The sequence below is a fragment of the Rhodanobacter sp. Root627 genome, from assembly GCF_001427835.1.
GTDB classification, from domain to species: domain Bacteria; phylum Pseudomonadota; class Gammaproteobacteria; order Xanthomonadales; family Rhodanobacteraceae; genus Rhodanobacter; species Rhodanobacter ginsenosidimutans.
The window spans coordinates 917,785-937,608 of the sequence record NZ_LMGW01000002.1; the positions used below are offsets into that span (position 1 = coordinate 917,785).

At 66.7% G+C, this 19,824-nt stretch carries 16 protein-coding genes; 12 read left to right on the plus strand and 4 right to left on the minus strand.

Going from position 1 to position 19,824, the window contains the following annotated elements; translation table 11 throughout:
• The first annotated feature begins 8 nt into the window (after nt 1-8).
• The 5 genes from ASD68_RS11335 (at nt 9) to ASD68_RS11355 (ending at nt 4,712) form a co-directional block, all read left to right on the plus strand.
• Nucleotides 9-1,025: a CDP-glycerol glycerophosphotransferase family protein gene (locus ASD68_RS11335; protein WP_156458384.1), complete on the plus strand. Its 1,017-nt coding sequence runs from the start codon at nt 9-11 to the stop codon at nt 1,023-1,025.
• Nucleotides 1,026-1,063: 38 nt separating this feature from the next.
• Nucleotides 1,064-1,525 (plus strand): adenylyltransferase/cytidyltransferase family protein, encoded by a 462-nt coding sequence (locus ASD68_RS11340; protein WP_056607534.1) that lies wholly within the window; start codon nt 1,064-1,066, stop codon nt 1,523-1,525.
• Nucleotides 1,526-1,565: 40 nt separating this feature from the next.
• Nucleotides 1,566-2,381, plus strand: coding sequence for a glycosyltransferase family 2 protein (locus tag ASD68_RS11345; protein ID WP_056606800.1), 816 nt, complete (start codon nt 1,566-1,568; stop codon nt 2,379-2,381).
• A gap of 130 nt (nt 2,382-2,511) precedes the next feature.
• On the plus strand, nt 2,512-4,401 hold the full coding sequence (locus ASD68_RS11350) for a glycosyltransferase family 39 protein (RefSeq protein ID WP_056607536.1): 1,890 nt from the start codon (nt 2,512-2,514) through the stop codon (nt 4,399-4,401).
• A complete protein-coding gene (locus ASD68_RS11355; RefSeq protein ID WP_056083132.1) occupies nt 4,398-4,712 on the plus strand; it encodes a tetratricopeptide repeat protein in 315 nt (104 codons plus the stop codon). The genes ASD68_RS11350 and ASD68_RS11355 overlap by 4 nt, the downstream gene beginning before the upstream one ends.
• Nucleotides 4,713-4,715: 3 nt before the next feature.
• Here ASD68_RS11355 and ASD68_RS11360 read toward each other — a convergent pair whose 3' ends face one another.
• Nucleotides 4,716-5,603, minus strand: coding sequence for a lipid A biosynthesis acyltransferase (locus ASD68_RS11360; RefSeq protein ID WP_056606803.1), 888 nt, complete (start codon nt 5,601-5,603; stop codon nt 4,716-4,718).
• Between the two features lie 123 nt (nt 5,604-5,726).
• Between ASD68_RS11360 and dtd the strand changes: the two genes are divergently transcribed.
• The gene (dtd, locus tag ASD68_RS11365) at nt 5,727-6,167 is read left to right on the plus strand and encodes a D-aminoacyl-tRNA deacylase (protein WP_056083138.1); all 441 of its coding nucleotides are present in this window, start codon (nt 5,727-5,729) and stop codon (nt 6,165-6,167) included.
• Nucleotides 6,168-6,322: 155 nt separating this feature from the next.
• The gene (gene rpoD, locus ASD68_RS11370) at nt 6,323-8,203 is read left to right on the plus strand and encodes an RNA polymerase sigma factor RpoD (protein ID WP_056083141.1); all 1,881 of its coding nucleotides are present in this window, start codon (nt 6,323-6,325) and stop codon (nt 8,201-8,203) included.
• Between the two features lie 166 nt (nt 8,204-8,369).
• Here the strand turns inward: rpoD and ASD68_RS11375 are convergent, their stop codons facing one another.
• Genes ASD68_RS11375 through ASD68_RS11385 form a run of 3 tightly spaced genes read right to left on the minus strand, consistent with a single transcriptional unit; the run spans nt 8,370 to nt 11,729 of the window.
• Complete coding sequence (locus ASD68_RS11375) at nt 8,370-9,197, minus strand: aldose epimerase (RefSeq protein ID WP_056606807.1); 828 nt, start codon at nt 9,195-9,197, stop codon at nt 8,370-8,372.
• Entirely contained in the window at nt 9,187-10,227 is a 1,041-nt protein-coding gene (locus ASD68_RS11380; RefSeq protein WP_056606810.1) for a glycoside hydrolase family 43 protein, read from the minus strand. The genes ASD68_RS11375 and ASD68_RS11380 overlap by 11 nt, the downstream gene beginning before the upstream one ends.
• The gene (locus ASD68_RS11385) at nt 10,227-11,729 is read right to left on the minus strand and encodes an MFS transporter (protein WP_056607538.1); all 1,503 of its coding nucleotides are present in this window, start codon (nt 11,727-11,729) and stop codon (nt 10,227-10,229) included. The genes ASD68_RS11380 and ASD68_RS11385 overlap by 1 nt, the downstream gene beginning before the upstream one ends.
• 647 nt (nt 11,730-12,376) lie before the next feature.
• Between ASD68_RS11385 and ASD68_RS11390 the strand changes: the two genes are divergently transcribed.
• The 5 genes from ASD68_RS11390 (at nt 12,377) to ASD68_RS11405 (ending at nt 19,633) form a co-directional block, all read left to right on the plus strand.
• Nucleotides 12,377-13,672 carry an MFS transporter gene (locus ASD68_RS11390; RefSeq protein WP_056606813.1) on the plus strand — a complete coding sequence of 432 codons (1,296 nt, stop codon included), beginning with the start codon at nt 12,377-12,379 and terminating at the stop codon, nt 13,670-13,672.
• A 24-nt stretch (nt 13,673-13,696) separates the two neighbouring features.
• Entirely contained in the window at nt 13,697-13,837 is a 141-nt protein-coding gene (locus tag ASD68_RS16875) for a hypothetical protein (protein ID WP_200945377.1), read from the plus strand.
• Entirely contained in the window at nt 13,834-16,698 is a 2,865-nt protein-coding gene (locus tag ASD68_RS11395) for a glycosyl hydrolase 115 family protein (protein ID WP_056606815.1), read from the plus strand. Before ASD68_RS16875 ends, ASD68_RS11395 begins: the two co-directional genes overlap by 4 nt.
• Nucleotides 16,699-16,765: 67 nt before the next feature.
• Nucleotides 16,766-18,205 carry a glucuronate isomerase gene (gene uxaC, locus ASD68_RS11400; RefSeq protein ID WP_056606818.1) on the plus strand — a complete coding sequence of 480 codons (1,440 nt, stop codon included), beginning with the start codon at nt 16,766-16,768 and terminating at the stop codon, nt 18,203-18,205.
• An 81-nt stretch (nt 18,206-18,286) separates the two neighbouring features.
• The gene (locus tag ASD68_RS11405) at nt 18,287-19,633 is read left to right on the plus strand and encodes a glycoside hydrolase family 27 protein (RefSeq protein WP_056606821.1); all 1,347 of its coding nucleotides are present in this window, start codon (nt 18,287-18,289) and stop codon (nt 19,631-19,633) included.
• Nucleotides 19,634-19,824: the final 191 nt, after the last annotated feature.

The window sequence follows — 19,824 nt, forward strand, 5'->3', positions numbered from 1 at the left end:
GATTTTCCATGGCAAAGCCGTACCGTTACCTGCTTTTCGCCGAGCTGTCGTATGCGTTCGAGATCCTTCGCCCGCTGCAGGCGGCAGCGCTGGAACGCGGCGACGAGGTCGCGTGGTTCCTGAATGGCCCGGTGCCGGGAAACCTGCTTCCGGGCGAACGCTTGCTGCGCACCACGGCGGAAGTGCGCGCGTTCCATCCCGACGCCGTGCTGGTGCCGGGCAATGAAGTGCCGCTGTCGTTTCCGGGGCTGAAGGTGCAGGTTTTCCACGGCCTGGGCATCGAGAAGAAAGGCCACTTCCGCATCCGCGGCATGTTCGACCTGTTCTGCACTTTCGGCCCGCTGACCACCGCGCCGTTCGAGCAGCTGGCGCGGCAGCACGGCTGGTTCAAGGTGGTGGAAACCGGCTGGCCGAAAACCGACGTGTTGTTGCGCACGGCGCCTGCCGCCCGCGCCGAGGGCGATGAAAAACGCATCCTCTACGCGCCCACCTTCAGCCCCTCGCTCACTTCGGCGCCGGCCCTGGCCGCCGGGATTGCCGACATCGTGGCGCGTCGGCCGTGGCGCTGGACGGTGAAGTTCCATCCGAAGATGGCCGAGGAATTCGCCGCGCCGCTGCGCGCGATTCATGCCGACAACTACGAGATCGTGTCGACCACGGCGCTGGCGCCGCTGCTGCAGGACGCCGACGTCTTGCTGACGGACACCTCGTCGGTGGCCGCCGAATTCATGTTGCTGGACAAACCCGTCGTGGCATTCCGCAACCGCCTGCCCGGCCCGCACCTGGTGAACGTGGACGACCCCGCCGCACTGGAGAGCAGCCTGGAAGCCGCGCTCGGCGGCGACGATCCATCCCACGAAGCGCGACGCGCATATGCCCACGCGATGCAGCCGCTGCGCGACGGACGTTCCAGCGAGCGCGTGCTCGACGCGGTGGAAGCGATGCTGGCGACGGGCCGCGGCGACCTGAAGCGCAAGCCCTTGAGCCTGCTGCGCCGCTTCAAATACTGGCGCAAGCTGCGATGAGCGGCGCCGTCGACACCAACGAGGCAGGGATTCGATCGATGAAAAACGTCGTGCTGACCTACGGCACCTTCGACCTGTTCCACATCGGCCACCTGAACCTGCTGCAGCGGCTGAAGGCGCTGGGCGATTACCTGGTGGTGGGCGTGTCCACCGACGAGTTCAACGCCACCAAGGGCAAGCAGACCATCGTGCCGTTCGAGGATCGCCAACGCATCGTGCAGAACATCAAATGCGTGGATCTGGCCATCGCCGAAAGCCACTGGGAGCAGAAGGTTGGCGACATCGCGAAGTACGGCGTGTCGACCTTCGGCATGGGCGCCGACTGGGCGGGCCGTTTCGACGAACTGAAGGCGCACTGCAACGTGGTTTACCTGCCGCGCACCGAAGGCATATCCAGCACCAGCATGAAGAAACTGCTGCGCGTGCTGGACAAGGAACACGTGGATGACCTGCGGCAGGCGTTGAACGTCATCTCGGCGATCATCGACCGCTTCGATTGACCGCCGCAGCGACCCTGGCTTTGACTGGTAAAATCGCCGCATGCCCCAGCTTCCCCTGACCCTGGTCGTCATGACCCACAACGAGGCGGCCGTGATCGGTCGCTGCCTGGACAGCGTGCCGTTCGCCGCGGAAAAGCTGGTGATCGATTGCGGCAGCACGGACGCCACTCTCGAGGTGGCCCGCGCCCACGGCGCTCGCGTGGTGCACCAGGACTGGCTGGGCTTCGGCCCGCAGCGCAATTTCGGCACCACCCAGGCCAGCCACCCGTGGATCCTGGTACTGGATGCCGATGAGTTCCTCTCGCCGGAGCTGGCGCGCGAACTGGAGCAGCGGCTTCCGCAGGTGATGGCGTCCGACGCGGCCGTGGGCATCCTGCGCCGGCGCACGCTGTACATGGGCGCGCCGATGCGCTGGTACCGGCCGATGGTGGGCGAGAAACTGGCGCGCCTGTATCACCGCGACCGCGCCCGCTGGCGTGACGTGCGGGTGCATGAATCGCTGACCTGGGACGGGCCGCAGGCGTCGTTCAAGGCGCCGTTCGAACATGAGAACAACCCCACCCTGGTGCACAAGGGCCTGAAGGTGCTGCGCTACGCCGAGTTGAAGGCGCGCGACTGGCAACAGAAGGGCCGCAAGCCGCGCATGTGGGATTGCGCGCTGGTGTTCGCCACCACCTTCTTCAAGGATTACGTGCTGCGCCTGGCCATGTTCGACGGCTGGCGCGGCTTCGCGGTCTCCCAGACCAACGCCAGCTACGCGGTCTACAAGCGCATGCGTTATTACGAGATGTGCCGCAACCCGGCGTCGGTGGCGATGGCCGGCGAGGTGCTGATCCGCCACGGGCTGGATCGCTAGCAATCACCGCCGATCACCGCACCCGAGGACGCGCCCGCGACGTGCCGGCCGGTACGATCTGCGGCGCCGGCCACGTTGCCGCGATGCGGCGCAGGCTAGAATCGGCTGCCTCTCCACCATGAGCTTTCCCGTGCCCGTCAACGCCTACAGCCGTCTCGAAAACCTGCGCGCCATGTGGTCGTGGCTGCTGTTGTGGACCGTGGTGGCACTGCTGGCCATTTTTTCGCACGGGCCGATGCCGCTGTATTCCACCCGCACGCTGGCGGTGGCGTGGGAGATGTTCAACCAGGGCCACTGGCTGGTGCCGTACATCAACGGCGAGCCGTACAGCGAGAAGGCGCCGCTGCTGTTCTGGCTGATCCAGAGCGGCTGGTTCGTGTTCGGCGTCAACGATGTCTGGCCGCGGGTGCTGGAGGTTCTGTTCGGTGCCACGCAACTGGTGCTGGTGTCGACCCTGGCGCAGCGGTTGTTTCCGAACCGCCCGTGGATGGCCAAGGCGGCGCCGTGGATGCTGCTGGCGCTGGGCTACGCGTTCCTGTTCGGCCTGCAGATCATGTACGACGTGCTGCTGGCGGTGTGGACGCTGGCGGCGCTGCTGTGCCTGACACCGAAGGCCCGCCGGGCCGAACCGCGCTGGCTGCTGTTCGGCATCTGCATCGGGCTGGGCCTGCTGACCAAGGGTCCGGTGATGCTGTTGCACGTGGTGTTTCCGTGGCTGCTGGGCCCGTTGTGGAACGACTGGGCGCGCCAGCACCGGCTGCGCTGGTACGGGCGCGGCGTGCTTTCGTTGCTGCTGGGTGCGGTGATGCTGCTGGCGTGGGCGCTGCCGGCCGGGTTCGCCGGTGGCGAGGCGTATCGGCAACGGCTGTTTTTCACGCAGACGGCCGGCCGCGTCGTCGATGCACTGTCCAAGGGCAAGGATCTGCAGAATCACGCCCAGCCGGTGTGGTGGTACCTGTTGTGGCTGCCGGCCCTGCTGTTTCCGTTCAGCGGCTGGCCTCGCGCGCCGGTGGCGGTAGCAGCGACCTTGCTGCGCCGGCCCTGGGAACGCGGCATCAAGCCCGCGCTGTGGCTTTCGTTGCTGGCGCTGGTGGGGTTGCTGGTGTTGGCCGTGATTCCCGGCGCCTCGCCGTGGCTGGCGAAGCTGCTGGTGTGCCTGTTGCTGGTGCCGCTGTCGGTGGCGCTGCTGCGACGGCCGCTGGAGCCGGGCCTGCGCTTCGCGCTGTGCTGGCTGTTGCCCGGCTTCTTCGTGTTTTCGCTGATCAGCGGCAAGCAGCTTTATTACCTGCTGCCGGAGCTGGCCGGCGCGGTGCTGCTGATCGCCGGCTGCATCGCCGTGCTGCGCGAGCGCCATCCCGTGCTGGCCAGCCACGGCTGGCTGGGCACCTGGCCGCTGGGCGTGGGCGGCATCGTGTTCGCGCTGCTGCTGTTTGCCATGCCACCGCTGGTGGCCAACCATGTGCTGACCGGTGAATGGGCCAGCGACGCGGCACCATACAGCCGCTACTTCAGCGTGATCTTCCTGTTGCTGGGCGGGCTGTTGTTGCTGCGCGGCCGCGGCGAATTGCGCCGCCTGGCTTTCGCCGGCCTGATTGGCGTGCTGTCGCTCAATACGCTGTTCACGCTGGCCTTGTGGAAGAACTACGACATCCGCCCCGCGGCGCGCCTGCTCGGCGCCGTCGAACAGGCGCATCGACCGATCGGTTACCTGGGCAATTACGCCGGCGAGTTCCACTTCGCCGGGCGGCTGACCCAGCCCATCACCGAGTTGTACGGTGACCAGGCGCTGCTGGATTTCGCCCGCGACCACCCGGACGCGGTGGTGGTGACGCACCCGGACGCGCTCGACCCGAACGACCTGCGCTACGCCTTGCTGGTGCAGCCGTTCCGCTCATCGTGGCTGGCGGTATGGCCGGCCCAGTCGCTGGCCGACCTGCGCGAGGGCCACACCCCGCCCGAGCCCAGCCGCCCCACCCAGGTCTACCCGGCCGACGATCGGCGTTACCGGCTGCAACCGTGAGCGCGCCGCTGATCGCCAGCCTGCGCCAGCAATGCGGTGGGCCGCGGGACGGCGCGCTGCTGCGTTTCTCGCTGGGCACCGCACTGCTGAACGACGGCGACGCGGTCGCCGCGATCGAGGAATTGCGGCGCGCGGTGGCGTTCGACCCGGCCTATTCCGCGGCGTGGAAAGCCCTGGGCAAGGCCTGCCTGGCCGCCGGCCAGGAACCGGCCGCCGCCGAGGCATGGCGCAGCGGCATGGCGGCCGCGGCGCAGCGCGGCGACAAGCAGGCGGAGAAGGAAATGGCGGTGTTCCTGCGGCGGCTGGGCTGAGATTCAGCGCGCGTCGTAAGGGCTGGCCCAGCCGTGGCCCGAGAAGCGTTTGTACTGCCACTGATACTGCGCAAAGGCCTGCTCGACGCAGGCTTCCACGCCCCGGTTGAGCGCGTTGCAGGCCACCACCGGGTCCGCGTCATCCAGCTGCGGCGGCGCGGGCCGGATATGAATGCGATAGCCCTCGCCACGCGGCAACCGCTCGGCAAACGCGAACAGCACGGTGGCGCCGGTGCGCGCGGCCAGCCGCGGCAGCAACACCATCGTCAGCGCGTCACGACCGAAGAACGGCACCGCCTGTCCCTCGCCCGCGCGCGGCTTCTGGTCGGGCAGGATGCCCACCGTGCCACCCGCGGCCAGCCGCTTGTACAGCGCACGCACGCCCGCGCCATCGGCGCGCACCTGCTCGGGCGCCAGCGCGCCGCGCACCTTGCGCAGCAGCGCCTCGATCGCCGCGATCCGCGGCGGACGGTAGAGAATGGCCAGCGGCATCTTGCTGCCCAGCCAGTAATTGAGCAGCTCCCAGCAGCCCAGGTGCGGCGCGGCGATGATCACCCCCTTGCCCTCGGCCAGTGCGTCATCGAGCAGCGCCTCGCCACGCACCTCGCGGATCAGGCCCAGCGAACGCTGCGCGCCGCTGCCCCAGATCTTGATGATCTCGGTCACCGACTTGCCGCTCTCCATCATCACGTCGCGCAGCAGCGCCGCCTGGGCCGCGTCATCGAGTTGCGGCCGCGCGATGCGCAGGTTCACCGCGGTGTTGTGCGCCGTGCGGCCGGCCCGCCACAACAGCAGCCGGCCCAACAGCGCACCGGCGCGATGCAATAACCGCAACGGCAGCAGCGCGAGCAAACGCAGCACGAGATAGAGAAGGTAGACGTCGGGACGCATCCACGAAGTTTACGTGAGGCCGCCGCAGAATCCTCCCGCCGGCGGTACCGGTATCCGCCGCACCGTCTTCCGCCGACCCCGCTGGCGCCGTAAGCTGTGCGCTTCCCGCTACGCCGAGCCCTCATGATTGCCCTGATCCAGCGCGTGCTGTCAGCCGAAGTCGAGGTCGATCAGGAATGCGTTGGCGCCATCGGACCCGGCCTGCTGGCGCTGGTGGCGGTGCAGCCGGACGACGGCGAGACCCAGGCGCGGCGGATGCTGGAGCGACTGCTCGGCTACCGCGTTTTTGCCGACGACGCCGGCCGCATGAATCGCTCGCTGACCGATACCGGTGGCGGCCTGTTGCTGGTCAGCCAGTTCACCCTGGCGGCCGACACCCGCTCCGGCATGCGCCCAAGCTTCACTTCCGCCGCGTCACCGGAGCACGCCCGGCACTGGTTCGACCGGCTGCTGGAGCTGGCGCGCGCCGCGCACCCGGGGGTGGAAACCGGCCGCTTCGGTGCCCATATGGTGATCCGGCTGGTCAACGATGGCCCGGTGACGTTCCGGCTCGATACCGGCTGATGCGAGGCCTGCACCCTGCACCGGAAAACCACGCAAGGCCCCGATCTGGCGCGCTTTTTGCGTGGTCCATCCTGACGATTTCTCACTTGCAAACTGGTCAAAAAAGCAGCATATCGCTATAATGTCCGGTTCTTGAACCCCGCGGTGGTCGGTTAATGAATAGCAAAGCTCCCCACGAGCAACAGTCGGAAATCAAAGCACTCATCTCCAAGGGTCTGGAGCAGGGTTATTTGACGTACGCCGAAATCAACGACCACCTGCCCGACGACGTCGTCGATCCGGAGCAGATCGAAGACATCATGGCGGTGCTCAAGGGCGTCGGCATTGAAGTCCACGACGCCGCACCGGATACCGACACCATCGCCGATGGCGCCGCCCCCGGCAACACCTCCGGCGACGACGAAGCCGCCGCCGAAGAAGCCGTGGCGCTGCTCTCCGCCGTCGACGCCGAGGTCGGCCGCACCACCGACCCGGTGCGCATGTACATGCGCGAGATGGGCACGGTCGAGCTGCTGACCCGCGAAGGCGAGATCGCCATCGCCAAGCGCATCGAGGAAGGCCTGGGCCAGGTGCAGACCGCGCTGGCCAGCTTCCCGCTCACCATCGAATTGCTGCTGGAAGAGTACGACCAGCACCTGGACGGCAAGCGCCGCCTCAGTGAAATCCTGGCCGGCTTCCTGGACCTGGAAGAAGCCGCCGACCTCGCCCGCAAGGAAAAGGAAGCCGCCGCCGCGCTGCTGCCCGAGCCCGATCCCAACGACGAGTCCGAAGGCGACGACGAGGACGAAGACGAGGAAGAGGAAGAGGCCGGCCCGACCGGACCCGATCCGGAAGAGGTCAAGCGCCGCATGGAACTGCTGCGCGACTACTACGCCAAGTTCCAGAAGGCCGCGCCCAAGGCCGACAGCATCACCGACAAGAAGATCGTGAAGCTGCGCGACCAGATGGCCGAGGAGTTCCTGAAGCTCAAGCTGCCTAGCGCGCTGATCGACGGCTTCGTGCGCAAACTGCGCGAAGTGGTGGGCGATATCCGACACCACGAGCGCGCGCTGATGGACATCTTCGTCAAGCAGGTGAAGATGCCCAAGACCGAGTTCATCAAGACCTTCCCCAGCAACGAGGGCAACCTCGAGTGGGCGGCCGAGCTGAGCCGCAAGCGCCAGAAGTGGTCGCCGAACGTCAAGACTCATCGCGAGGCGATCGACGCGGAGCAGGAGAAGCTGGCGGCCATCGAGCGCAAGCTGTTCCTGCCGCTGATCGACATCAAGGACATCAACCGCGCCATGGCCAGCGGTGAGGCGCGCGCGCGCCGCGCCAAGAAGGAAATGGTCGAGGCGAACCTGCGCCTGGTGATCTCGATCGCCAAGAAGTACACCAACCGCGGCCTGCAGTTCCTGGACCTGATCCAGGAGGGCAACATCGGCCTGATGAAGGCGGTCGACAAGTTCGAATACCGCCGCGGCTACAAGTTCTCGACCTACGCCACCTGGTGGATCCGCCAGGCGATCACCCGCTCGATCGCCGACCAGGCGCGCACCATCCGCATCCCGGTGCACATGATCGAGACGATCAACAAGTTGAACCGCATTTCCCGCCAGATGCTCCAGCAGTTTGGCCGCGAGGCCACGCCGGAAGAACTGGCCAAGGAAATGGAGATGCCCGAGGACAAGATCCGCAAGGTGTTGAAGATCGCCAAGGAACCCATTTCGATGGAGACCCCGATCGGCGACGACGAGGATTCGCACCTGGGCGATTTCATCGAGGACGGCAACGCCAGCTCGCCGATCGACTCGGCGACGGAAACGGGCCTGATGGAAACCGTGCGCGACGTGCTCGGCGGGCTCACCCCGCGCGAGGCGAAGGTGCTGCGCATGCGCTTCGGTATCGACATGAATACCGATCACACGCTGGAGGAGGTCGGCAAGCAGTTCGACGTCACCCGCGAGCGTATCCGCCAGATAGAGGCCAAGGCGTTGCGCAAGCTGCGCCATCCCAGCCGCTCGGAGCAACTGCGCTCGTTCCTCGACGTGGAATAAGCGCTACCGCGCCATCAACGAAAAGCCCCGCCAAGTGCGGGGCTTTTTCGTTGGGCCGGAGCTCTTTTTGTAGGAGCGGCTTCAGCCGCGATGCTTTTGCCGCTGGTCGAAGAAGAGCATCGCGGCTGAAGCCGCTCCTACAACAGCCGTCGGCGTGGAGTGCGGATCAATCCCACGCCAGGCGGTACCACGCCGACAGCGTGGCGCCGGGCTCGAGCTGTTGCGCCGAGCCAAGGTTGAACGCATCGGGCGGGCCGCTCTGCGGTTCGACGCAGGTGGCGTGCGCCGGCTGGTCGTAGACCACCCAGTGGTCGCAACTCGACGTCAGCCGCAATTGCTGCGGCCCACGCGCCAGCACGACCGGCTGCTCGTTGATGAAGCAATCGTCCCACGGCCCCGGCGGCGGCTCGGCCAACGGCAGGGTCGCCATGCCTTCGGCGTCGCGGGGGTAGAAACGCGACGGCTGGAAGTCGAGGCGATCGGGCTTCAGGAACCACGGATGCCAACCCAGGGTGACCGGCATGGCCTGCTCCCCGGCGGTCACCGACAGCGTCATGTGCAATTCCCGCTCGCGTGCCTCGATGCGCTGGTGGGCACGGCCGCCGAACGGCCAGCGGTGGTCGCGCGGCAGCGGCAGCGACATCGCCACATGCGTGGCCGAGTGCTCGTCCACCTGCCACGGCAGCAGCAGCGCCACGCCGTGGATGGCGTGATCACCCAGGTTCACCGGCAACTGGCGAGGGCCGTGGAAATCGAACTTCCCGCGCCGTACGCGACCGGCCCACGGCAGCATGGGGAAGCTGCCCCAGGCGATCGCCGCCTGGTTCTGCGGGCCGTAATCCACCAGCCAGGCGACGCCATCGAACATCACCTGCGCCACGCGCCCGCCGGCAACCGGCGCGATATCGACCGACAACGGGCCATGCCCGATCCGCAGCAGCGGCCCCGGCGCAAGCTCGGCGGTGACGTCGGTATCCGTCTGCTCAGGCGCCATACGGGTGCAGCGTCACGATGCGGCCCTGCTCGTCGTGCTGCAGCTCGGTCATCTTGATCGAGCGCAGGTGCGTCACGCCGCCGGACAACAAGGCGTCGTGATAGAACAGGTACCACTTGTCGCCGAACGCGCAAGTCGAATGGTGCGTCGTCCAACCCACCACCGGGGACAGGATGCGGCCCTGGTAGGTGAACGGCCCGTACGGGTTGTCACTGGTGGCGTAGCACAGGAAATGCGTGTTGCCGGTGGAGTAGGACAGGTAGTACGTGCCCTTGTAGCGATGCATCCACGGCCCTTCGAAATAGCGTCGGTCGTGGTCGCCCGCCAGCAGCGGCTTGCCGTGTTCGTCGAGGATGACGATCTCGCGCGGCGCTTCGGCGAAGCCGGTCATGGCCGCGTCGAGCCGGGCCACGCGCGGACCCAGGGCGGGTTCGTGCGCCGCCGGTTCCTCGTTCGCCTCGGCGTAGGTGTTGTCGCGGTATTTCTGCAGTTGGCCGCCCCAGAGACCGCCGAAGTACATGTAGTGCTCGCCATCCTCGTCGGCGAAGACCGCCGGGTCGATGGAGTAGCTGCCCTCGATCGCCTGCGGCTCGGGCTTGAACGGGCCTTCCGGGCGGTCGCCCACGGCCACGCCGATCTGGAAGATGCCGTCGGGGCGCTTGGCCGGGAAATAGAGGTAGTACTTGCCGTTTTTTCGCGCGGCATCCGGCGCCCACATCTGGCGCTCGGCCCAGGGCACATCCTTCACGTGCAGGGCCACGCCGCAGTCGACCGCCTCGCTGTCGGGCGATGCCATGCGGAAGACGTGATAGTCCTCCATGCAGAAGTGGTCGCCGTTGTCGTTGAACGGCACGCCGCCCTCGACGTCGTGCGACGGGTAGATGTAGATCGCCCCGTCGAACACATGCGCGGAAGGATCGGCGGTGTAGATATGCGTGACCAGCGGCTTGGAGATCGCCTGCGCGGTGAGCGCCTGCACTTCGGCCGGAGTGGGGTTTTCCGGCACGCCGTCGGTGGAAGGGTTCGACATCAGACTGCCTCCTCGGCCAATCGCCGACGCTGCTCGAGCTCGAGCTCGATGCGCGACTCCATCGGCTTGTTGATTTTGTAGAAGAACAACAACCCCACGCAGGCCAGGAACGGCAGCGCGGCGTAAAGGCTGATCGACAGGCGGATGCCATCGACCGTGGCGGCGGCCTGGGTCGGCGCACCGGCCTCGTAGCCGTAGTGGGCGAGGAGGCCGGCAACCAGCGCGCCGCCGATGCTCAGGCCCAGCTTCAGGCCGCACAACATGGCCGAGAAGATGATCGCGGTGGCGCGGCGGTTGTTCTTCCACTCCGAGTAGTCGGCCACGTCGGCGGTCATCGCCCACAGCAGCGGGATGGTGATGCCGTAGAAGAAGCCGTGCAGGATCTGCGCAACGAACACCAGCCCGATCCGGTCCGGCGGAAAGGTCAGGAACGCCAGCAGGAACAAGGTGGAGACGAACAGCGCCGCGCCGAACACGTCGCGCTTGCCGAAACGGTCGGCCAACCGCTTGGAGAAGCCGATGCCGACGATCATGAAGATGATGCCGCCGGCGTTGAACAGGCTGAACGCCGAGGTCGCCGGGTCTTCCGGCCACTGGAACTTGGTCAGGCCAATGCCGGTGAGCAGCGCGTTGAGCCCGTCGATGAACCTGTTGAAGCCGATGCCATGCAGGAACGCCGCCAGCGCCGGTTCGTCCAGGTAATACTCGAAGTAGTAGACGTAGGTGCCGCCCTTCAACGCCAGCGTGGTGAACACCATGATGGTCAGCAGCAGCATGACCATCCACGGGCGGTTGCCGGCCAGGTCGGCCAGATCCTGGCGGACGCTGGATTTCTGCTCCGGCGCCGGGACGATGCGCTCGCGGGTGGTGAAGAAGGTGATCAGCAAGAACACCGTGCCGACCCCCGCGAACAGCAGCATCGCATTGTGGAAGCCCTGCACCTTGTCGCCGCCGCCGAGGATCAGCACCAGCGGAAGCAGCAGCGACTGCACCATCAGTTGCGCAACCATCACCGCCACGAAGCGATAGGACGACATGCTGTTGCGCTCGGCCATGCTGCCGGTCAGCACGCCACTGAGCGCCGAGTACGGCAGGTTGCTGGCGGCGTAGACCATCACCAGCAGGGTGTAGGTCGTGGCCGCGTAGATGACCTTGCCGCCCGGTGCCAGGTCGGGCGTGCTGAAGGCCAGCAGCGCCAGTGCGCCGAACGGGATCGCGGTCCACAGGATCCACGGCCGGAATTTGCCCCAACGCGTATTGGTGCGGTCGGCCAGCAGCGCCACCACCGGGGTGAACACGAACGCTCCCAGCAGGCCGACGACGAAGATAATCTTGGCCGCCGTGCCGGCGGGAATGCCGAAAACGTCGGTATAGAAGAAGGCCAGGAACGTGATCAACGTCTGGAAGATCAGGTTGGCGGCCAGGTCGCCCAGGCTGTACCCGACTTTTTCCGTGACCGAAAGCCGGTCGGTGGCGCTACGCGTGGTTGTGGATGGCTTCATGATGGACCGCTTCCGCGCTGTCGCGCCTGAGAGGAGTGTCACGCCACCTTCGCCCGCTGCCTGGCGACCGCCGTGATGCATGCCTGGCGGCGCGTCGAGCGACGAACAATCGATGTCGCACATATGGCGGCCCGCTCGATGCGTCTGCGTCGGGCGGGCCGCCGGTGTCACTGCCGCCAATCTACGACATGGCGGTTTGTTGCGTCAGAAAGTATCGGGTACCCCATGGCAAAAGCCACCGCCCCCGCGCCACGGCGGCGGGGTCTGCGACGGATACCTGCACCGGAGTCCCCCTTCCAACCCTGATATTCGCTTTTATTGTCGAGGGGTCCATGCAGTCCACCGCACACGGCGGGCCACCCTACTTATTTCAAAAAGATAGCGCTAACACTAGCACCCCGCACGCTGCAAAGCAGCATTCGACGGGGGTATCCGGATGTGGCATAAAGCGGTAAAACAAGTAGTTGGGTGAGGGGAGATTTCCACGGACGGCACAAAGGCAGCGACCTGCCCGATGGGGCCTGTTTTCACTGGTAGCGCTATCACCGTCAGGATGACGCTGGGCCGGCTTGATGGGCACACACCAGACCGCCCATCAACCACGACGCGCCGCCATCGCGGCCGGCCTATCGCCAAGGGAGATCGACATGAACGCCATCGACGCTGCCACCACGCCGCCCGGGAAAGGGGGCCGATACCGCTGGCGCGTCTGCGCGCTGCTGCTGGCGGCCACCACACTCAACTACATCGACCGCCAGGTGCTCGGCGTGCTGGCGCCGTTCCTGCAAAACCAGATCGGCTGGAACGAGATCGAGTACGGCTACATCGTCACCGCGTTCCAGTGCGCCTACGCCATCGGCCTGCTGTGCGCCGGCGCGATCATCGACCGCTTCGGCACGCGCATCGGCTACGCCCTCTCCATCGGTATCTGGAGCCTGGCGGCGATGAGCCACACGCTGGCCGCCAGCGTGTTGGGATTCGCGCTGGCCCGGTTCGCACTGGGACTGGGCGAGGCCGGCAACTTCCCGGCCGCGATCAAGACCGTTGCCGAATGGTTTCCGCGGCGCGAGCGCGCATTGGCTACCGGCATTTTCAACTCGGGCTCCAATATCGGCGCCATCGTGGCGCCGATGGTGGTGCCCCTCATCGCCGTGGCGTGGGGTTGGCAGGCCGCGTTCCTGTTTACCGGCGTGCTCAGTGCCACATGGCTGGCCACATGGCTGCTGACCTACCGGACGCCGGAGCGGCAACCAAAACTCTCGTCCGCCGAACTGGCCTATATCCAGAGCGATCCCGCCGAACCAACCACCCGCGTGCCGTGGGCAACGATCCTGCACCACCGCCAGGCGTGGGCGTTCATCGTCGGCAAGTTCATGACTGATCCGATCTGGTGGTTCCTGCTGTTCTGGCTGCCCAAATTCCTGCACAGCACGTACGGCCTGTCCCTGCTGGAACTGGGCCTGCCGCTGATCGCGATCTACGTGACCGCCGACGTCGGCAGTATCGCCGGCGGCTGGCTGGCCGGCTACCTGATCCGTCGGGGCTGGAGCGCCAACCGGGCCCGCAAGGGCGCGATGCTGGCCTGCGCCCTGTGCGTGGTCCCCATCGTGTTTGCCGCCAACGCCCGCCACATGTGGGTGGCGGTGGCGTTGATCGGGCTGGCAACGGCCGGCCACCAAGGCTGGTCGGCCAACCTGTTCACGCTGGCCTCGGATCTGTTCCCGCGGCGCGCGGTGGCCTCGGTGGTCGGCATCGGCGGCTTTGCCGGCGCGGTCGGCGGCATGTTGATCGCCACGTTCGCCGGCTTCCTGCTGCAGGCCACCGGCAGCTACGTGCCGTTGTTCATCATGGCCGGCTCGGCCTATCTGCTCGCCCTGCTCGCCGTGCACGCGCTGGCCCCGCGCCTGCAACCCGCGTCGCTCGGCACCACCACAAACCCTTGATCCCCAGCTCGTCGGAGAGGGCCAATGAAAAAGATCGAAACCTTCCTGGCCCACCTGTGGCGCGAGAAGGGGCGTGCGTATCTCGTCGACAGTCGCCGCCACGGACGGCCGGCGATGCGGTGGTTGCGCGGTTACGTGCGCGGCGTCAAAGGCCCAGCCAAATGAGCGTGCGGTGTCTTGTCTTCGCGGTTGTCGCACTGCTGGCGGGCACCAGCGTTCATGCGGCCACCGACTGCACGCAGCCAGCGGCCGTGTGCGCCCACGCGGCGCCCGGCGCCGCCGCTTTGATCGAGGCCAATACACCAGCGACCATCGTGGCCGATGCGCAGGATTACCCCGGCGTATTGCGCGCCGCACACGATCTGCAATCGGATCTTTCCTCGGTGGCCGGTACGCAAGCGGCGTTCACCACCGACACGCCGGCATCCGGTCACGCCGCGATCATCATCGGCACACTGGGCCACAGTCCGCGCATCGACCGCATCGTGCGCGACAAACACCTCGACGTGAGCGACGTCACCGGCCGCTGGGAGGCGTACGCCTTGCAGGTGGTCGAGCGTCCCGAACCGGGCATCGACCGCGCGCTGCTGATCATCGGCGCCGACAAGCGCGGCACCATTTTCGGTATCTACGAAGTGTCGCGCCGGATCGGCGTCTCGCCGTGGACGTGGTGGGCCGACGTGCCGGTGCCGCGCCTCGCGGCGCTGTACGCGGCGCCCGGGCGCTTCGTCGATGCGCCGGTGGTGCGTTACCGCGGCATCTTCATCAACGACGAGGAGCCCGCGCTCGGCGGCTTCGCGCGGGCGAAGTTCGGCGGCTTCAACCACAAGTTCTACGCCCACGTTTTCGAGCTGATCCTGCGCCTCAAGGCCAACACCTTGTGGCCGGCGATGTGGGGCAGCGCGTTCGCCGACGACGACGCCGAGAACCCGGTGCTGGCCGATGCATACGGCGTGGTCATCGGCACCTCGCACCACGAACCGCTGATGCGTGCCCACGCGGAGTGGGAACGCTACGGTCACGGGCCCTGGGATTATTCGAAGAACCCCGAGGCGCTGCGCAAGTTCTGGCGTGGCGGCATCGAGCGCATGGATCACCACGAAAGCCTGGTGACCGTGGGCATGCGCGGCGACGGCGACGAGCCGATGACCCAGGGCACCGCCATCGGCCTGCTGGAACGCATCGTGGCCGACCAGCGCAAGATCATCGCCGACGTCACCGGCAAGCCGGCCGAGCAGACGCCGCAGGTGTGGGCGCTGTACAAGGAAGTGCAGGACTATTTCGACGCAGGCATGCGCGTGCCCGACGACGTGACGCTGCTGTTTGCCGACGACAACTGGGGCAACCTGCGCCGCGTGCCCAAGCTGGGCGACAAACGCGCCGGCGGCTACGGCATCTACTACCACTTCGACTACGTGGGCGGGCCGCGCAACTACAAGTGGATCGCCAGCAGCCAGATCGAGCGCACCTGGGAACAGATGCGGTTGGCTTCGGCCTATGGCGCCAACCAGTTGTGGATCGCCAACGTGGGCGACATCAAGCCGCTGGAATTTCCCATCAGCTTCTTCCTCGACCTGGCGTGGAACCCGCAGGCAATGACGCTTGAGCGACTGGACGGCTATGCCGCCGACTGGGCCGCGCAACAGTTCGGCAGCGAACACGCCGCCGCCATCGGCGAGCTGCTGACCCGCTACACGCAGTACAACGCGCGACGCAAACCGGAGCTGTTGTCGCCCGACACATTCAGCCTCACGAACTATCACGAGGCCGACCGCGTGCTGGCCGACTGGCAGGCGCTGGCGGACAAGGCGCAACGCATCGGCAAGGCACTGGGCGGCACGTATCACGACGCGTACTACGAACTGGTCGAGTACCCGATCCTGGCCAGCGCCAACCTCAACGCGCTGTACGTGGCGGTGGCGCGCAACCGGCTGTACGCGCAGCAGGGCCGCGCCTCGGCCAACGCATGGGCGAAGGAGGCCGAGCGTCTTTTCGCGCGCGACGCCGAGCTGGCGCGCGTCTACGAGCAGGACATCGCCGGCGGCAAGTGGGCCCACATGATGTCGCAGACGCACATCGGCTATACCTACTGGCAACAGCCCGAGCGCAACGTGCTGCCGGCGCTGTCGCGGGTGGATGTGCCGGCCGATGGCGTGATGGGCGTGGCGATCGAGGGCGACGCGCGTGCGCTGCCACATGTCGCACAAAGCGCGAAGTTGGCGCCGCTGGAGTCGTACGGCGCCGCGTCGCAGGAGGTGGTGGTGTTCAACCGCGGCGGCGCGCCGTTCACCTTCGCGGCGAAGCCGTCGCAGCCGTGGCTGCGGGTCACGCCGGCCAGCGGCAAGATCATTGATGCCAGCAAGTTGCGGCTGGACGTGGACTGGAAGGCGGTGCCGCCAGGCACGCACACCGCCGAACTGTATGTGCGCGGCAGCGACGGCACCGAGGTGCACATCGACGTGCCCGTGCGGCGCGACAACACGCGCATGAGCGGCTTCATCGAGAGCCGTGGTGTCGTGGCCATCGAGGCCGCGCACTATGCGCGCAAGGTCGATGGCGAGGGCGTTCATTGGACCACGATCCCCAACCTTGGCCGCACCCTTTCCGCGGTCACCGCCTTGCCGGCAACGGCGCCGAGCAACACGGCTGGCGGCAACGGTCCGCGTCTGGAATATCCGGTATGGCTGCAACGCGACGGCGAGGTGGATGTGCGTGTCACCGTGTCGCCCACGCTCGATTTCCGCGGCAGCGACGGGCTGCGTTTCGGCGTCTCGATCGGTGACGAAGCGCCGCAAATCGTGACGATCAAGCTCGACCCCACGCCGGGCAAGGCGGATTTCATGGCCTGGAACAAGGCCGTCGCCGACAGCGTCGACGTCGTGGTGTCCCGGCACAAGGTCAGGGCAGGCGCGCAGACGCTGACGCTGTGGCGCATCGATCCGGGCGTGGTGTTCCAGCGCATCGAGATCGTGCGGGGCCCGCCGCGCGACAGTTATCTCGGTGCACCCGAAAGCATCCGCCGTTGATCACGCCTCCGTTCTCCCCCTTTGCGAGGAGAATGGAGCCATTCCCCACTGCTGATATGCCATCGCCATGAGCCTTGCCGGAAATTCCTCCCAGTCAAAGCCGCTCGTCCTGGACGAGAACCGCCTGTTCGCCGCCGACCCCGCGCAGCGCGCCATCGCTCGCCGCCTGTACGCGCAGGTGGCGCAGTTGCCCATCGTCAGTCCGCACGGCCACACCGACCCGTCATGGTTCGCCGGCAACGCACCATTCGCCAATGCCGCCGAGCTGCTGCTGGTGCCGGATCACTACGTGTTCCGCATGCTCTACAGCCAGGGCGTGCCGCTGGATGCGCTGGGCATTCCGCGCCGCGATGGCACGCGCGCCGAGGTGGATCCGCGCGAGGCGTGGCGGCTGTTTGCCGAGCGCTTCCACCTGTTCCGCGGCACGCCTTCGTCGATGTGGCTGAACCATGTATTCCATGAAGTGTTCGGCCTGCGCCAGCGGCTGGATGCGGGCAATGCGGACGCGTACTACGACACCATCACCGAGGCGCTGCAGACCGACACGTTCCGTCCTCGCGCGCTGTTCGAACGCTTCAATATCGAGGTGATCGCCACCACCGAATCGCCGCTGGATCCGTTGACCCACCACGCGGCGATCCGCGACAGCGGCTGGTCCGGCCGCGTCATCACCGCGTACCGACCCGACCCGGTGATCGACCCCGAACACGAGCAGTTTCCTTCGGCCCTGCAACGCTTTGGCGAGATCACCGGCGAGGACGTCCATACGTGGGAAGGCTACCTGCGCGCCCACCGCCAGCGCCGCGCCTTCTTCGCCTCGCTGGGCGCCACCTCCACCGATCACGGTCACCCAGATTGCACCACCGCGGACCTTCCGGTCGATGAGGCGCGCAAGCTGTTCGACAAGATCGTGCGCGGCCAATTCTCGGCCGCCGAAGCGGCCACCTTCCGCGGCCAGATGCTCACCGAAATGGCGGCCATGAGCCTGGACGACGGCCTGGTGATGCAGCTGCACCCTGGCTGTTTCCGCAATCACAACCAGGGCCTGTTCGAGAAGTTCGGCCGCGACAAGGGCGCCGATATCCCGGTGCGCACCGAGTACGTGCACGCACTGAAACCGCTGCTGGACCGCTTCGGCAACGAGCCCGACTTCCGGCTGATCCTGTTCACCCTGGACGAGAGCACCTACTCGCGCGAACTGGGCCCGCTGGCCGGCCATTATCCGTGCCTGCTGCTGGGCCCGGCATGGTGGTTCCACGATGCGCCCGAAGGCATGTGGCGCTTCCGCGAACAGACCCTCAGCACCGCCGGCTTCTACAACACCGTCGGCTTCAACGACGACACCCGCGCCTTCCTGTCCATCCCCGCCCGCCACGACGTGGCCCGCCGCATCGACTGCGCGTTCCTGGCCAAGCTGGTGGCCGAGCATCGGCTGGATGAGGACGAGGCGGTGGAGGTGGCGGTGGATCTGGCGTATCGGTTGCCGAAGCAGGCGTACAAGCTCTAACGGGAACCCGCCATCTGTCCGTGCGGCTCGATCGGCATCCGGCGGCCTTCACCCGTAATGACTCAACCAAGGCGCAGAGACATGTTGAAAACTCTTTGGCGGATTGCAGGCGCGGCGGCCCTCGCCGTTGCAGCGCAGGCACAAGCGCAGCAGGCCACGCTGTCTCCCACACCGCCGATGGGCTGGAACAGTTGGGATTCCTACGGCCTGACGATCGATGAGGCGCAGTACCGCGCCAACGTGGACGTGCTGGCGACGCGGCTGAAGGCGGCCGGCTACCAGTACGCCGTGGTCGATGAGGGCTGGTACCTGGCGAACCCGCAGGATGCCTCGAAGCCCGAGACACTGCATTACCGCATCGATGCCAACGGGCGCTACGAACCCGCGCTCAACCGCTTCGCCACGGCGACGGGGGCGGCGGGGTTCAAGCCGCTGGCCGACTACGTCCATGCGCAGGGGTTGAAGTTCGGCATCCACATCATCCGCGGCATCACCAAACAGGCCGTGGCCGGCAACCTGCCGATCGCGGGCAGCGCGTTCCACGCCGTCGATGCGGCGGACACAGGCGACACCTGCCCGTGGAATCCCGACAACTTCGGCGTGAAGGACAACGCCGCCGGCCAGGCCTGGTACGACTCGCTGATGCGGCAGTATGCAAGCTGGGACGTGGATTACATCAAGGTCGACTGCATCGCTTCGCATCCGTACAAGGGCGACGAGATCCGCATGATCCACCGCGCCATCGTGAAGACGGGGCGGCCCATGATCCTGAGCCTCTCGCCCGGCCCCGCGCCGCTGGAACAGGCCGCGGAGCTCGGCCGGAACGCACAGCTCTGGCGCATCTCCAACGACGTCTGGGACCACTGGGAGGACAACGGCGAGTGGTCGCAGAACGTGAAAGCGCAGTTCGCCGTGATCGCGAGCTGGGCCAGCCACGTAAAGCCGGGCAACTGGCCCGACGCCGACATGCTGCCGCTGGGCTGGCTCGGCCCGGTCCCCGGCGAGGGCAAACAGCGAACCACGCGACTGACCCGCGACGAGCAGCGCACCCTGGTGACGCTGTGGTCGATCGCCCGCTCGCCACTGTTCTTCGGCGGCAACCTCACCAAACTGGATGACTGGACCCAGGCGCTGCTGACCAACCCCGCGGTGATCGCGATGGACCAGCGCGGCGAAGGCCAACGTCTCGCGGGACAGGATGGGGCGGTCATCGCATGGACGTCGCATGCGGACGGGGCGGACTACCTGGCGCTGTTCAACACCAGCGATACGGCAACTACGGTGAAAGCCGGATTTGCGAAGTACGGGCTTGCGCAGGGCAGCTATTCCGTACGCGACGTCTGGGGTGCGAGGAGCCTGGGCAAGCTGGCCGCCGTGAATCACGCGGTCGCCGCGCACGGCGTCTTGCTGTTGGAGTTGCGCCGGTGAGACCTGACGGAGTCAGGTTCACCTCCCTGACTCCGATCTTGCTCGTCTTGCCGGCAGCAAAACGCCCCTGTGGGAGCGACTTCAGTCGCGATGCTCTTGCTCTTTCCCGTATCCGGCGTACCGAAATTTCCAAAACAGGAGCTTTCCTCCTCCTTCGGAACGCGTACCGCAGACATCAGGTTATGTTTCAT

Bases quoted from the DNA above. Each gene is read 5' to 3' on its own strand.
- ASD68_RS11345 (WP_056606800.1), top strand. From the start codon at position 1,566: ATGCCCCAGCTTCCCCTGACCCTGGTCGTCATGACCCACAACGAGGCG.
- ASD68_RS11375 (WP_056606807.1), bottom strand. From the start codon at position 9,197: ATGGCGCCTGAGCAGACGGATACCGACGTCACCGCCGAGCTTGCGCCG.
- ASD68_RS11380 (WP_056606810.1), bottom strand. From the start codon at position 10,227: ATGTCGAACCCTTCCACCGACGGCGTGCCGGAAAACCCCACTCCGGCC.
- uxaC (WP_056606818.1), top strand. From the start codon at position 16,766: ATGAGCCTTGCCGGAAATTCCTCCCAGTCAAAGCCGCTCGTCCTGGAC.
- rpoD (WP_056083141.1), top strand. From the start codon at position 6,323: ATGAATAGCAAAGCTCCCCACGAGCAACAGTCGGAAATCAAAGCACTC.
- ASD68_RS11395 (WP_056606815.1), top strand. From the start codon at position 13,834: ATGAGCGTGCGGTGTCTTGTCTTCGCGGTTGTCGCACTGCTGGCGGGC.
- dtd (WP_056083138.1), top strand. From the start codon at position 5,727: ATGATTGCCCTGATCCAGCGCGTGCTGTCAGCCGAAGTCGAGGTCGAT.
- ASD68_RS11385 (WP_056607538.1), bottom strand. From the start codon at position 11,729: ATGAAGCCATCCACAACCACGCGTAGCGCCACCGACCGGCTTTCGGTC.
- ASD68_RS11340 (WP_056607534.1), top strand. From the start codon at position 1,064: ATGAAAAACGTCGTGCTGACCTACGGCACCTTCGACCTGTTCCACATC.
- ASD68_RS11360 (WP_056606803.1), bottom strand. From the start codon at position 5,603: ATGCGTCCCGACGTCTACCTTCTCTATCTCGTGCTGCGTTTGCTCGCG.
- ASD68_RS11335 (WP_156458384.1), top strand. From the start codon at position 9: ATGGCAAAGCCGTACCGTTACCTGCTTTTCGCCGAGCTGTCGTATGCG.
- ASD68_RS16875 (WP_200945377.1), top strand. From the start codon at position 13,697: ATGAAAAAGATCGAAACCTTCCTGGCCCACCTGTGGCGCGAGAAGGGG.
- ASD68_RS11405 (WP_056606821.1), top strand. From the start codon at position 18,287: ATGTTGAAAACTCTTTGGCGGATTGCAGGCGCGGCGGCCCTCGCCGTT.
- ASD68_RS11390 (WP_056606813.1), top strand. From the start codon at position 12,377: ATGAACGCCATCGACGCTGCCACCACGCCGCCCGGGAAAGGGGGCCGA.